The 14,431-nt window shown below is 39.9% G+C and carries 9 protein-coding genes; 3 read left to right on the top strand and 6 right to left on the bottom strand.

The annotated features are described in order from the left end of the window. Nucleotides 1–6: 6 nt before the first annotated feature. From hisC to A33Q_RS04705, 6 genes are all read right to left on the bottom strand, one after another. The gene (hisC, locus tag A33Q_RS04730) at nucleotides 7–1,068 is read right to left on the bottom strand and encodes a histidinol-phosphate transaminase (protein WP_016254677.1); all 1,062 of its coding nucleotides are present in this window, start codon (nucleotides 1,066–1,068) and stop codon (nucleotides 7–9) included. A gap of 1 nt (nucleotide 1,069) precedes the next feature. Next, nucleotides 1,070–2,359, bottom strand: a complete 1,290-nt coding sequence (gene hisD, locus A33Q_RS04725) for a histidinol dehydrogenase (RefSeq protein WP_009032359.1) — start codon at nucleotides 2,357–2,359, stop codon at nucleotides 1,070–1,072. 76 nt (nucleotides 2,360–2,435) lie between these two features. Further along, complete coding sequence (gene hisG, locus A33Q_RS04720) at nucleotides 2,436–3,296, bottom strand: ATP phosphoribosyltransferase (RefSeq protein WP_009032358.1); 861 nt, start codon at nucleotides 3,294–3,296, stop codon at nucleotides 2,436–2,438. 289 nt (nucleotides 3,297–3,585) lie between these two features. Further along, complete coding sequence (gene priA, locus A33Q_RS04715; RefSeq protein ID WP_009032357.1) at nucleotides 3,586–6,105, bottom strand: replication restart helicase PriA; 2,520 nt, start codon at nucleotides 6,103–6,105, stop codon at nucleotides 3,586–3,588. A gap of 7 nt (nucleotides 6,106–6,112) precedes the next feature. Beyond that, a complete protein-coding gene (locus A33Q_RS04710) occupies nucleotides 6,113–8,137 on the bottom strand; it encodes a thioredoxin domain-containing protein (protein ID WP_009032356.1) in 2,025 nt (674 codons plus the stop codon). Between the two features lie 106 nt (nucleotides 8,138–8,243). After that, the gene (locus A33Q_RS04705) at nucleotides 8,244–9,230 is read right to left on the bottom strand and encodes a GSCFA domain-containing protein (protein ID WP_009032355.1); all 987 of its coding nucleotides are present in this window, start codon (nucleotides 9,228–9,230) and stop codon (nucleotides 8,244–8,246) included. An 89-nt stretch (nucleotides 9,231–9,319) separates the two neighbouring features. On the opposite strand from A33Q_RS04705, the gene gldC reads away from it, so the two are divergent. From gldC to A33Q_RS04690, 3 genes are all read left to right on the top strand, one after another. Next, the gene (gene gldC / locus A33Q_RS04700) at nucleotides 9,320–9,670 is read left to right on the top strand and encodes a gliding motility protein GldC (protein WP_009032354.1); all 351 of its coding nucleotides are present in this window, start codon (nucleotides 9,320–9,322) and stop codon (nucleotides 9,668–9,670) included. A gap of 354 nt (nucleotides 9,671–10,024) precedes the next feature. Continuing rightward, complete coding sequence (locus A33Q_RS04695; RefSeq protein ID WP_009032353.1) at nucleotides 10,025–12,898, top strand: TonB-dependent receptor; 2,874 nt, start codon at nucleotides 10,025–10,027, stop codon at nucleotides 12,896–12,898. A 13-nt stretch (nucleotides 12,899–12,911) separates the two neighbouring features. Beyond that, complete coding sequence (locus A33Q_RS04690) at nucleotides 12,912–14,375, top strand: hypothetical protein (RefSeq protein WP_009032352.1); 1,464 nt, start codon at nucleotides 12,912–12,914, stop codon at nucleotides 14,373–14,375. Nucleotides 14,376–14,431: the final 56 nt, after the last annotated feature.

Here is a 14,431-nt window from a genome sequence, read left to right as displayed (position 1 = left end):
AAAGGTTTAATTTGAGGTTGAGTGATATTGATTTAATGCCTTTATTAAGGCTGTATTTTCTTCCCTAGTTCCCAATGAAATCCTAAGGCAATCCGCACAAAGCTGAACTTTGGAGCGATCCCTAAGAATGATCATTTCTTTGATCAGGAATTCGTAAATCTTCCTTGCACCATCCATCTTTACCAAAAGGAAATTTGCATTTGAAGGGTATATATGTTTTACAAAAGCAAAGCTGGCAAGTTTATTTTCCAAGAATACTTTCTCTTCGAATATCTGATGCACCAGCTTATTTATTTCATCTGCCTTCTCCAGAGATTCCAATACTTTTTGCTGAGTCAAGCCTGAAACGTTATATGGCGGCTTGATCAGGTTGAGGATATTGATGATTTCTTCTGAAGCAAAAGCCATCCCTATTCTTAGATTAGCCAAGCCCCAAGCTTTGGAAAAGGTCTGCATGACCAGAAGATTTGGGAATTTATCCAGCTCTACGGTAAAACTAGGTTCATCGGAAAAATCAATGTAGGCCTCATCTACAACCACCAAACCTTCGAATCCTTTAAGAATCTGTCTGATATGATTCCTATCCATTTTATTCCCACTGGGATTGTTTGGAGAGCAAATGAAAATGATTTTGGTATTTGCGTCAACAGCTTCAAGAATTTTCGAAGGCTGCAATTGAAAGTCCGGTGTAAGCTCCACAGATTTTGTGCTGATGTCATTGATACCAGCCGAAACTTCATACATCCCATAGGTAGGTGGAAGCAGAATGATATTATCCCGACCGGGCACACAAAATGCTCTCATCAACAGGTCAATGGCCTCGTCGCTTCCGTTTCCCAAAAATACCTGAGATGGACGTACTCTTTTGATTGGAGCCAATTTTTCCTTGATTTCGGTTTGATATGGATCAGGATATCTGTTGAATGGTTCGCCAGTTAAAGAGCCATAAGGATTTTCATTGGCATCCAGAAACACACCTATTTTCCCACTATATTCATCTCTTGCGGAGGAATATGGCTTTATTTTCCTGATATGAGGCCTGAGCAATTTTTCGAGTTCAAATGCCATCTCAGTTTTCATCAAGGTATTTAAGTCTTAAGGTCACTGCATTTTTATGCGCATCAAGAAGTTCATTTCCTGCCATAATCTCTACAGTGGGGCCTAGATTTTTGATTCCTTCCGCAGTGATTTTCTGATAGGTGATTTTTTTGACAAAACTGTCAAGAGATACACCTGAGTAGTTTTTTGCATAGCCATAGGTCGGTAATGTGTGATTGGTGCCGGATGCATAGTCGCCCGCAGATTCGGGGGTATAGTTCCCTATAAATACAGAGCCTGCATTTACAATCCTTGACACTACTTCTTCTTCGTTATCCACACAGATGATAAGGTGCTCAGGTGCATAATCATTGATCAACTGAAGGGCTTTGTCCTCATTCCCAATGATAACTGCCACAGAGCTTTCCAGAGCTCTTTTGGCAATCTCTTTTCTGGGCAATAATTCCACCTGATTTTGAACTTCTTTCAAAATCTTTTCAGACACCTTCTCTGATGAAGCCACTAGTATCACCTGAGAATCTACCCCGTGTTCTGCTTGGGATAATAAATCAGCTGCAACAAATGCCGGAATAGCAGAACTGTCTGCGTAGACAAGAACTTCCGATGGGCCTGCTGGCATGTCAATGGCAACTCCCTTTTTTACTGCCAATTGTTTGGCAGAAGTAACATACTGATTACCTGGCCCGAATATCTTATCTACCTTGGGAACAGACTCAGTACCATAAGTTAGAGCAGCTATTGCCTGAGCTCCGCCTGCTTTCACAATTTTATCAATACCTATCAAATCAGCAGTGTATAAAATCGCCGGGTGAACATTTCCTTCCTTATCAGGTGGGGTACAGAGTACGATTTCTTCGCATCCGGCAATATTTGCAGGAATACCCAACATCAAAACTGTAGAAAACAAAGGTGCCGTTCCACCGGGTATATACAACCCTACACGCTGAATGGGGACTGATCTGCGCATACAGGTAACTCCCGGCATAACTTCCATGACCAAGTCTTCTCCTGCCTGCGCTTCATGAAACTTTTCAATATTAGCTTTTGCTAGTTGTATTGCTTCTTGAAGCTCAGGCGCAACTTTACTCTTGGCAGCCTTCACTTCGTCCACACTTACCAGCAGCTTTTGAATCTGTACATGGTCATATTCCAGCGCAAATTTCTTCAGTGCCTTATCTCCAAGTCTTTTGACTTTGCGCATGATAGGTTTTACTATTTTTTCTATATCCTTGGTTTTCTGAACAGGCCTTTTCAATTCCTTTCTCCATTCAGATTTGGTAGGATTTATAATTGTCTTCATGATTTTTCAAAATTTATAGCGGGAAGATACACATTCAAATTTCTTCCGCTTCAAGGCAAAAGGTTGAAATTTTGTTTCAGATAACCATTTTTTCAATTGGAACTACCAAGATACCCTCAGCTCCGGCAGCTCTTAGCTCTTCAATGTTTTCCCAAAACTGATCCTCTGCGATTACTGAATGAACAGAAGACCAACCTTCTTGAGCAAGTGGTAAAATAGTAGGACTTCTCATGCCGGGAATCAGGGAAATGATTTTGTCCAAAGAGTCATTGGGGGCATTCAACAATACATATTTATTGCTTTTCCCTTTCTGAACTGCATTGATTCTGAAAAGTAACTTATCTACAATTTCCAGCTTTTCTGCATCCAGATTTTTATTGCTGATCAGCACGGCTTCTGACTTGAAGATAACATCGACTTCTTTCAGTCCATTCATCATCAAAGTAGATCCTGAGCTTACAATATCACAGATACCTTCGGCCAAGCCAATACTTGGAGCAATTTCTACTGAACCTGAAATTTCATGTATATCTGCATGTACATTTTGGGACTCAAGATAATCACCGAGAATTTTAGGGTAGGAAGTCGCAATGCTTTTGCCTTGAAAATGATGGATATTAGTGTACTCTTCCCCTTTGGGAATCGCTAAAGAAAGTCTGCATTTGGAGAAACCAAGCTTTTTGAGTACTTGAACATCTTTGTCTTTTTCTACCAGTTCATTTTCACCGACAATTCCTAAATCTGCTACTCCATCAGCAACATATCCAGGGATATCATCATCTCTGAGGTATAGAAATTCTATGGGAAAATTGGTAGAAGTTGACTTCAGTTTTCCGGTTCCGTTGTAAAACTTAATGCCGCATTCTTTGATGAGGCTTAAAGAATCTTCACTTAATCTACCGCTTTTTTGTACGGCAATTCTAATAATTGAATTCATGGATGCAATATACGTTTAGTATCAAAATGAAAATAAAGATTTTGGATATAAAGGCTGTATAATTATTCCAACAGCCATACCTGGGCGATATATAAATAATTTTCCTCCTCAGGAGGAATGATGGAAATGATGAACAGACACTTGCGAACAAGCTGCGGAAAAATCTGTCTGATATAAATAAAATTCGTTCATCGGGTGACAAAGTTAAAACCTCAGATATAAGATACAAACTTCAACCTCTTTTTGTTTACCTGATAATTGAAAATAAAAGTAATGCTACTTTGATAAATCAATATGGGTCAACATCAATCAAAAACCTGACAGATCGGAAATCTTTGTGGCTTTGCAATTCATTGATCAGCTCATTTATAGCCTGTTTGAACTGAGCAGGGGCATTCCCTGATTTATCGAGTTTTGCAATGGTTTCAAAAATAAACTGGTTCTTGATTTTACCGATAAGTCCCTTTTCCGGACCCAGTAAAATCTTCTTGACCGGAATATCCTCCATCAGATGGTGGAGGTTTCTGGCAGCTCTTTCAGCTACTTTATAATCCTTATGCCTGGTCACTATTTTGATGATTTTGACAAAGGGTGGATAAAAAAACCGTTGCCTATCCCCCATCTCCTGAAGGTAAAAATTCTTATAATCTCCTTGAATGATCTGATGAAAAATCTGTTGCTCGGGCTTCCTGGTCTGAATAATCACTTTTCCCTTTTTTTCTCTTCTTCCTGCTCTTCCTGCAACTTGGGTAATCTGCTGGAAAGCTCTTTCTCCCGCTCTAAAATCCGGAAAAAAAAGAATCCTGTCCGCATCCATCACTCCCACCACAGTAACTCTATCAAAATCCAAACCCTTGGTTATCATCTGAGTGCCCACTAAAATATCCACATTTCCTGAGCCAAACTCTTCCAATAAGCGTTGATATCCAAATTTACTTCTGGTAGTATCCAAATCCATCCGTGCAACCCTGGCTTCAGGAAATAAAAGAGAAAGACTTTCTTCTATCCTCTCTGTACCCAAGCCAACTGCACTCAATTTATTACTGCCACAAGCAGGACAGGTTTTGGGCACTTTTTCCTTGAACCCGCAATAATGACAGCGCATTTCCTCATTAAACTGATGATAGGTAAGGCTTACGTCACAATGCTCGCATTCCGGAATCCAACCACAATCCTCACAGGATATGTAAGGAGAATAACCCCTTCGATTTTGAAAAATCAATACCTGCTCCTGATTTTTAAGTGCTTCCTGAATACTTTCCCGAAGAAGCCTGGTAAAGTCCAGTTTCAATAAATTCTTTTTCTTGTCGACCAGAATATCCGAAAGAATATATTCAGGCAGTTGGGCTTCTCCATACCTTCTGTCTAGTGCCACATAGCCGTACTTTTGAGTTCGTGCATTGTAAAAAGATTCAAAAGAAGGTGTAGCAGAACCTAAGATGGTTTTGGCCTGATGCAGCCAAGCCAACATGATAGCAGCATCTCTGGCCTGAAACCTGGGGGCCGGATCAAATTGCTTGAAGGAGGATTCATGTTCTTCATCTACTATTACCAAGCCCAGACTATCAAAAGGCAAAAATATAGAAGATCGGACACCCAATACAAAAGAAAGCTTTCCACTGAGCACTCCATTCCAGACCTCCACCCTTTCATTATCTGAGTATTTGGAATGGTAGACTCCCATACTGCTGCCAAAAACCTGCCTCAGTCTACCCACCATATGGGTAGTGAGAGCTATTTCTGGCAGAAGCATCAAAACCTGTGAACCGCTGGCTAAGGCTTCTTTGATCAAAGTAATGTAAATTTCAGTCTTTCCTGAACCTGTTATGCCATGAAGAAGCAGCGTATTCTTTTCCTGAAGCTCTTCTTTAATTTTGACTAAAGCTTTTTCTTGGTATTCGGAAAGGGTAATTTCTTCCTTACTTGGTGCTGCCTCCTGAAATCTACTGATGATAAGCTTATACTCTTCCAACACCCCGTTTTTAATAAGGGTTTTTAAAGAAGATGCTGAAAGCCCTGCTTCAGAAAAAACGGATTTTTCCAACCCTCTTGAATTCAGTTCAGGTTGCCGATAAACCGGAACTTCTTGCAAGTATTTCAGCAGTACCTCTTCCTGCTTTGGTTTAGAAGAAAGCTCATGAAATAGCTTTTCCAACTTCTTTTTATCCGTAAAAAAGGCTTTGGAAAGTCTTATCCTTGATTCTACTTTAGGACTGTATTTTTCTTTTACTTGCTCAAAAACCAAAATGGCTTCTTTGATCACCAAACTTTTAATAATAGGATGGATTGATTTGATTCCTAAAACTGACTCGCAATCTTCATAACTCAACTCTCCCTTATTTGCCAGAGCCTGTAACAGGGTTTCCTCTCTATCATCTAAAGGATAAGGAGAAGTATCCTGATCAAAAGTCGGGTTGACCTGGATTTTACTTTCGCTGCTCAGCTTCAAACCTGAAGGCAGGGCAGCATTCATCACATCACCTATATTGCAGCAATAATATTCGGCCATCCAAGCCCAAAACCTAATCTGCAAGGGGTTAACCGTTGCATGATTATCTAATAAATCCAAAATTGGCTTTGCCTCGTAAGCAGCAGGTGGTTTTTGATGGACTTTAGCAATCACTCCTGTGAGGACTTTCTTCTTTCCAAATTGTACTATTACCCGAAAGCCTATCCCTATTTCATCCCTGAAATTCTTAGGGATTTTGTAAGTGAACATTTTGGGAATAGGAACCGGAATAATCACATCCGCAAAAAATCTGGATGAGTCCTCCTTTTCTTCAATATTTCCTCCAAAAAGATCTTCCAAAACAGTTTTAATTTAGGCTTGGTAATTGTTCCAACGCTGCTTTTACATCTGATACCGGTCTTTGACAGGATCTATTGAAACAGACGTAAATCAATGCATTCCCATCTGTATCGGGCTTTTTCCCCTCAAGTAGTGGGATTTCAGTATTAGTTTTTTCAGAAGCTGAAAGTATAAATCCTGAATTCCTCTTTGCAAAAAATTCTTGGCCCAATTTTTCAGCACCTTCACCTACTATGGCTACTTCAGCTTTGGGCAGTAGCATATCCAAATACAAAGATGCCCAATTACAAAGAAATCCCGGTTCCTTGATAATGAGCTTTTTCATGGTTCCCAACATATTTTTGGCAATTGCCGCGTAGTTGTCCTCGTAAAAAAACATAGACAAGTCGAGTAGATTCCGGGCCATTATGGAATTTGAGGCCGGAATCACATTATCAAACAATTCCTTTTTATTTGCTATCAGTTTTTCAGCTTGCGGATTGTTGAAATAGAAAAACCCCTCTTCTTCATCATAAAAAGCCTCAATGACTTTATCTGACAACTCTTTGGCCTTTAATAGCCATTTACTATCGAGAGTCGCCTGATACAATGAAATAAATCCCCTGATCACTGCTGCATAATCCTCCAAAAAAGCAGGAGTATAAGCGTGTCCATTTTTATAAGATCTATAAAGGACTTTGTCCTTATACATTTTATCCAAAATAAAAGTGGCGTTATTTAGAGACAATTCCAATGCTTCCTCATCTCCAAGGGAAGTGTAAGCAGAAACCAAACCGGAAATCATTAATCCATTCCAGCCACTCAGTATCTTATCATCTAAGCCAGGAAAAATCCGCTGATTTCTTACTGATAGCAGCTTAGCTTTGATTTCATTCAGTCTTTGGATATAGCCTTCTTCAGAAAGTTCGGAGGACTCTGCTAGCTTTTCATAACTTTCTGTCTGAAAAAGAATATTCACACCATCTTCCCAGTTGCCTTGATATTTAAGGTTGTATAATTTGGCAAACCAGTGAAGGTCCTCACCTACAATTGATTCAAGCTCTTCATAAGTCCAAGTGTAAAACTTGCCCTCTACTCCCTCCGAATCAGCATCCTGAGCTGCATAAAATCCGCCTTCTTTATGCAGCATTTCACTTTTAAGCCAAGCTATAGTCTCCAAAATTTTTTCCTTGTAAAAGTATTCCCCTGAGACAGCATAGGCTTTTGAATAAAGGTCAAGAAGCTGCCCGTTATCATACAGCATTTTTTCGAAATGTGGAGCAAACCATTCTCCGTCAACTGAGTATCGGGCAAATCCTCCCCTCAAATGATCGTAAATACCTCCCATACCGATTTTTTTCAGCGTGAAAAAAACCTTGGCTAATAGAACCTCATCAGATTTTGCCAAGGCATAATCCATGACAAAAGACCAGATTGCTGGCATTGGGAATTTAGGCTTTCTGTTCATCCCACCCCAATCTAGGTCAAATTGATTTTCCAGTAATTTGATGGCCTCAGCCAATTCTTTTGGATCAAGCTGAAAAGTACCATGGCTGAGTCCATATTTTAAAAACTCAGAGGTCTGAAGGCTATTGCCAAACTCCTCAGCACTTTTGGCCAATTGATCGTAGTGTTCTTGATAGGCTTCTCCTATATTTTGAAGGAGCGCTTTCCATTGGGCATTGGGAAAGTAAGTTCCGCCGTAGAAAGGCTTTTGGTTTGGCATTAAAAATACATTCAAAGGCCAGCCTCCTTGTAATCCCATTGCCTGAACAGCATCCATATAAATATTATCCAGATCCGGTCGCTCTTCCCTGTCAATTTTGATACAGACAAAATATTGATTCATCAATTGTGCTGTAGCTTCGTCTTCAAAAGATTCCTTTTCCATGACATGACACCAATGACATGCCGAATACCCAATACTGACAATGATAGGTTTATCCTCTCTTTTGGACTTTTCCAGCGCTTCATCACCCCAGGGAAACCAATCCACAGGGTTGTTAGCATGCTGAAGCAAATAAGGTGATTGTGAATCTTTCAGTCTATTCATACAGAACAAATTTAGAAGCTTTAAAAACTAAAAACCTGAGCAGACAATTAAACCAATTGTATTTTAGCCACAATATGTGGAAATGAAAACAACAGGTTTTCAGAAATTACTTTCCGCGATACTGCACTTGCTTGCGTAAAGCATCCAGTTCTTTTGAAAAATCATAATCCCGGCTATATCGTTCCAGTTTTTTCTGAAGATTATCTAAAAACTTCATATGAGCTGGGCTGTCAGGGTTAAATGCCTTATGTGCCAAATCCTTTTTAATTCCTTCAAACTCTTGAATTAAAGTGTAAGAGGCTGGATCGACCCATGATTTTTTAAATTTTTCCCAAATATATTCTTCTGCTTGAGCACTGGGATGAACGAGATCATCTTTGTAAAATCTATAATCCCTAAGTTCATCCACCATCACCTCATAACTTGGGAAATAATCTATGAAATCATAGGTTTCGGTCAAGTCATGGGCAGCAAGTCTCAATATTGATTTACTGAGTTGGCTTTCAGGGATACCGTCCTTGGTATGTCTTACAGGGCTTACAGCCAAAAGAACCTGGACTTCCGGATTGATTTGACGAAGTATATTAAAAAAACCGCTGAATGCCTTTTGAATTTCATCAGGATGTAAAAGACGTTTTTCAAAGTTCTTTGCAGCTTGTTTATGGCAATTTGCCACAACCTGTCCCGTATTCAAATGCTCATAAACCCAAGCTGTGCCAAAAGTTATTAAGATATGAGAGGCAGATTCAAGTACTTGTTTGCTATGTTGTTGCTTTTTATGAATCAGTCGCTCTAAGGAATCCTGACTGTAAGCTACCACATCCGAATGCATACCATAATGCAGATACAGTCCGTCTCTGGTCAACATCAATTCTGAATTGATAGGCATTTCCAATATGGAATCTTCCATCAATCCTGCTATGGAGATTGGGTTGAATAAGGTTCCAAATGGATTATTGAGAACTTGAAACTTTCTTTCTATCAACTTTTCTGCAATCATGGAAGAAAAGCAGGAACCTATAGAAAATACAGAAGATTGGTGATTAATTTTACTATTCCCCTCAGGGATATCAAAAGGTGTAGTCCATTGCATGGCTTAAAAATAGAAATAAAGGAATTGAAGTCCCGAATAAAAGCCTACAATTTTTTTCATAGTTTTGCGGTTCAATCAATAATGAACAAATGAAGACTTCTGAAATTAAATTCCAAATACAGCTTGATGAAAAAAATCTGCCAAAAACAATTCAGTGGGATGCCTCTGACAAAGAGGGTGATGGCTTTGAAAGTACCAAAAGCATCAGTCTAAATGTTTGGGATAACCTCAATCACAGTACCCTTAGAATTGACCTATGGACAGATGATATGTCTGTGGTAGAAATGAAAAGATTTTATATTGATGTACTTGGGGGTATGGCACAAACTATCCTCAACAGCACAGGAGATGAATATATGTCTGAGGAAATGAAGGAGCTTTGCGACAGGTTGGTGAAGCATGTCAACGAGGAAAATAAGAAAAACACCAATTCCAAATAATATCCCCCATATTCTTGTAATCTTGTTGCATTTATACGTATACAACAGGGCCTGTTTCTGAATTCAAAAGGAAACAGGCTTTTTTCTTTTTAGACTTAAACCAAATGCCTTTGATTTAAAAAGTTTTGCTTTTTTTTAAAAATATTTAAGTTAAATAAAGGATTTTTTAACGGATTGCTCAGCTTTTCCCCTGAAAATGAAAAGGTTTCCAAAAACTTATTTTAATTCTCTCAAAAAAATCAAAATAATTTTGATGTTTAAGTATTGAAAATTAGGAAATTCATCTAAATTTCACACTAATTAACAAGTTATAATTGCTAATCAGCCATTTTAACAATTAACCCATTATAGCTTATGCAAAATTTTACAAAAAGTACATGGCTCACAGTTTTGCTGTTAGTCGCCATAGTTTCCTTTGGTCCTGCGCAAGTTTTTGCCCAGACCACGACCATATCGGGAACAGTAACTGAAGAAGGAACCAATGAGACATTGATAGGTGTCAATATTGTGGTCAAAGGTCGGGTAATTGGAACTGTTACCGATATGAGGGGCAATTTCAACCTCCGGGTAAATCAGGCCCCACCACTTACTTTGGTATTTTCAATGATTGGTTTTGGCACAAAAGAAATTGAAATCACAGAAGCCAATGTCAACAATTTGAGAGTCACCATGGCCGAGCAATCCATGCTGGGGCAAGAGGTGGTGGTCTCGGCATCAAGAGTTGAAGAAAGTATACTTCAATCCCCTGTATCTATTGAAAAAATGGATATCCTTGCCATCAGAGACACTCCTGCTGATAATTATTATAAAGGTATTGCCAACCTGAAAGGTGTGGATGTGACTACCTCTTCGATCAATTTCCAAATCATCAATGCCAGAGGATTCAACTCCACTGGTAATACAAGATTTGTGCAATTGACAGATGGTATGGATACGCAAGCGCCGGCACTAAACTTCCCCATTGGCAACCTTAATGGACCTTCCGAATTGGATGTGGAATCTGTAGAGTTTATACCGGGGGCTGCCTCTGCCTTGTATGGTCCAAATGCTTTCAATGGAATTCTATTGGTAAATAGTAAAAGCCCCTTTGAATATCAGGGTTTGAGCGCTTTTTACAAACAAGGAGTCAACCATATCAATGGTAGACCAGGAGAACCACAAAGCGCACAACCTATGTATGAAGGCTCAATCAGATATGCTAAAGCCTTTAACAACAAGTTTGCCTTTAAACTGAATGCCTCATACATGCAGGCATTGGACTGGCATGGAACAGATCAGACTGATCTTTCCAGAGAGAATCAAGGTAACCTTGATTTCAATCCTGGAGCTAACAGAGTACACGTGTTTGGAGACGAAGTTGCCAATAATTTAGGTCTACTTAGAAATGTAGCAGCACTTCAGCAAGCTTTTGGTCCAGCGGTTAACAGCCTTCCGGATCAGATTGTTTCCAGAACAGGATATGATGAAAGACATCTGGTAGATTACAATGCCAAAAACCTTAAGCTAAGCGGTGCACTTCACTATAGAGTAACTGATAAATCAGAATTATCTTATGTGGTAAATTATGGTGCAGGAACATCAGTTTACACAGGAGCCCAAAGATATTCATTGGCCAATTTCTCAATCATTCAGCACAAATTGGAAATGAAAGGAGATAATTATTTCCTAAGAGCATACACGACCATTGAAAATTCAGGTGATTCTTTCATCGCAGACCTTACCGGTGTAGCAATCAATGACCGTTGGAAGTCCAACACTGCCTGGTTTGGAGATTATGCAGGAGCATATTTGACTAACTTAATCCAAGGTCAGGGAGTTGCACCTGGACAATTGGGTACACCTCAGCAACAAGCTGCAGCACATAGATTCGCAAGGGATATTGCCGATACAGGTCGCTTATTGCCTGGAACTTCGGAATTTGATGCTGCAAAAAACGCAGTCCGCGGGGAAGTGATTCCTAGAGGCTCTCTATTCGATGATAGATCCAGAATGAATATGTTAGAAGGTCAATATGATTTCAAAAATGAAATTGACTTTATGGATCTTCAGGTTGGTGGTTCCTATAGAGTATATGACTTAAGGTCCAATGGGACAATTTTTGCAGACGTGGAAGGCAATGATATTACTATTGAAGAAATAGGTGCATTTGCTCAGGGTGCCAAAAGATTTGTTGATGATAAATTGAAATTGACAGCTTCCATTAGGTATGATAAAAATGAGAACTTTAAAGGACAATTCAACCCAAGAATCTCAGGCGTATATACCGAAGGTAACAGCAATTTCAGGGTCTCTTACCAAACAGGTTTCAGAAATCCGACCACTCAAGGACAGCATATTGATTTGAATGTGGTTTCTGCCAGATTAATCGGTGGTTTACCATTCTATAGAGAAAAATATAACATCTTCGAAAATGCTTTCTCATTGGCTTCTGTCAACAATTATGTAGCAGCTGTAGGATCAGGACTTTCTCCAGTAGATCCAAGGGCTACAGGTTTATTGGAAAGAGTGGAATCACTTCCTGAATTAAGACCTGAAAGAGTACAATCCTTTGAAGTCGGATACAAAAGCTTGCTAGCGAGCAATAGACTTTTGATAGATGCGGCTTATTATTACAATATCTATAATGACTTCATTACCCAGACTGCTGTTAGAAGAGCCCCGGGACCGGTTTTCCCTGGCGCAATGCCCAATACAGATCAAGGTGCTCTCAACGCAATCAATGCTCCTACCCTTCTGACTCCGATTACCGTTCCTGGAATGGAAAACACCTTCCAGACTTACACCAATATCGTAGATGAGGAAGTGAGGGCACATGGAGCAGCCATAGGCCTGACTTACAGTTTACCCAGCAATTATACCTTGAGTGGTAATTACAACTTCAACAGACTGATCAGTGATATTGGAGAAGATTTCTTGAATGACTTCAACACACCTGAGCATAAAACAAACATCACATTTGCAAATAGAAAGCTGACAGAAAAATTAGGCTTTGGAGTTACTTACAGATATCAAAGTGCTTTCAGATGGGAATCTACCTTTGCACAGGGTGATGTTCCAGAGGTGCATACATTCGATGCACAGGTAAGCTACAGGTTGAAAGAATTGAAATCAATCTTGAAACTAGGTGGATCTAACCTTTTCAACCAGAGGTACATTCTAAACTTTGGTGGACCGACTGTTGGTGCGATTTACTACTTCTCCATCACCTTTGATGAATTGTTAAACTAATTCCCTGACTACTATGAGCTTATTAAAAAATATAAAATATATCCTACTTGCAGGTGTCGTAGCCTCTTGTACCTATGAATTCCCAGCTCCTGATATAGAGCAACCAACTTCGGGTTCTGCTGATTTTACCAGAATCATTTCTGTGGGTAATTCATTGACAGCAGGATTTATGGATGGTGCGCTTTACAACAGAGGACAGGAAAATTCCTTTGCTGTAATTCTTGCCGACCAAGCCAGAGCTGTAGGCGGTGGTGACTTCAATGTACCAGATATCAATTCTGAAAACGGATTTTTCCAAATGGGTCCTCAAGGTCCTTTGGGAAGATTGGTACTTACTGTAAATCCAAATACAGGAGCTACTGGCCCTGCTCCTATCGGTGCAGGTGAACTTCCAGGGAATTATTCTGGAAACACGGCTGATCTCAATAACTTCGGAGTTCCTGGAATCACGCTTCTAACTGCCTTAATCCCTCAGACGGGAGGGCCGGCTATTCCCGAAAATCCTGCATACAATAGACTTTATGAAAGATTTGCTTCAAATCCCGGCACCTCTACAGTGATCGGCGATGCAGCAGCAGCTTTAGCTAATGGGGGTACTTTCTTTACCTTTTGGTTGGGTAATAATGATGTCTTGGGCTATGCCACTGGTGGAGCTTCCAACCCTGCTATCCTGACTTCAGACACTGATTTTCAACAGAGATTAGGGGCAGCTCTTGGTGCTTTGCTCCAGGCAAATGGAAATGCAAAAGGAGCTGTAGCCAATATTCCAAGCTTGGCTGTTTTACCTTATTTCACTTTGGTTCCTTGGAATGCTCTACCGCTTAGCCAAGCACAAGCAGATCAGGCAAATCAAGGATATGCAGCATACAATGCCGGTCTTGCTCAAGTAAGAGGATTGGGGCTGATCTCAGCAGAGGAAGAAGAGTACAGAAGAGTACAGTTTCAAGCTGGCCAAAACGGTTTCGTGATGGATGATGAAAGTCTGACAAATCTTTCTGCATTAGGTTTGCCTACTATCAGACAAAGTAAGCCAGCAGATCGCGCTACACTGCCATTGTCTTCAGCTTTGGGACAAGTCGTAGCCGACAATCCAGCCTTGATCAGGGGGATAAGCTTCCCGGTTGAAGATCAGTTCGTATTGACTCCTGAAGAACAAGAAGAAATCAGCAGTAAAATCACTGCTTTCAACGGTTTTATCAATGCTGCCGTACAAGCTAACAATGATAGGCTAGTTTTAGTGGATGTAAACAATCTTCTAACCAGAGTTTTATCAGGAGAAGTATCTTCAGGAGGAGTTGGCCTTACTGCTTCTATTGTTCCTCCTACCGGTGGTTTCTCCTTAGATGGAGTTCATCCAAATGCAAGAGCACATGCTTTTGTTGCCAACTTATTTATTGATAGAATCAATGAAAAATGGGGAGCAAATATCCCAAGAGCCAATCCAAATGCTTATGTTGGAAATGACCTGCCCAGGTAAGCAAACTATCGATAGTATGAATGAAAAGACCACCCTCGAAAAGGTGGTCTTTTTTA

This window comes from Indibacter alkaliphilus LW1, assembly GCF_000295935.2.
In the GTDB taxonomy this organism is placed as follows: Bacteria; Bacteroidota; Bacteroidia; order Cytophagales; family Cyclobacteriaceae; genus Indibacter; species Indibacter alkaliphilus.
Note: the sequence above shows the minus strand (reverse complement) of the source record. Positions and strands in the feature narration are given on the sequence as shown.

Coding starts and splice junctions, on each gene's coding strand:
- A33Q_RS04690 (WP_009032352.1), top strand. CDS start 12,912: ATGAGCTTATTAAAAAATATAAAATATATCCTACTTGCAGGTGTCGTA.
- gldC (WP_009032354.1), top strand. CDS start 9,320: ATGAAGACTTCTGAAATTAAATTCCAAATACAGCTTGATGAAAAAAAT.
- A33Q_RS04705 (WP_009032355.1), bottom strand. CDS start 9,230: ATGCAATGGACTACACCTTTTGATATCCCTGAGGGGAATAGTAAAATT.
- A33Q_RS04710 (WP_009032356.1), bottom strand. CDS start 8,137: ATGAATAGACTGAAAGATTCACAATCACCTTATTTGCTTCAGCATGCT.
- A33Q_RS04695 (WP_009032353.1), top strand. CDS start 10,025: ATGCAAAATTTTACAAAAAGTACATGGCTCACAGTTTTGCTGTTAGTC.
- hisC (WP_016254677.1), bottom strand. CDS start 1,068: ATGGCATTTGAACTCGAAAAATTGCTCAGGCCTCATATCAGGAAAATA.
- hisD (WP_009032359.1), bottom strand. CDS start 2,359: ATGAAGACAATTATAAATCCTACCAAATCTGAATGGAGAAAGGAATTG.
- hisG (WP_009032358.1), bottom strand. CDS start 3,296: ATGAATTCAATTATTAGAATTGCCGTACAAAAAAGCGGTAGATTAAGT.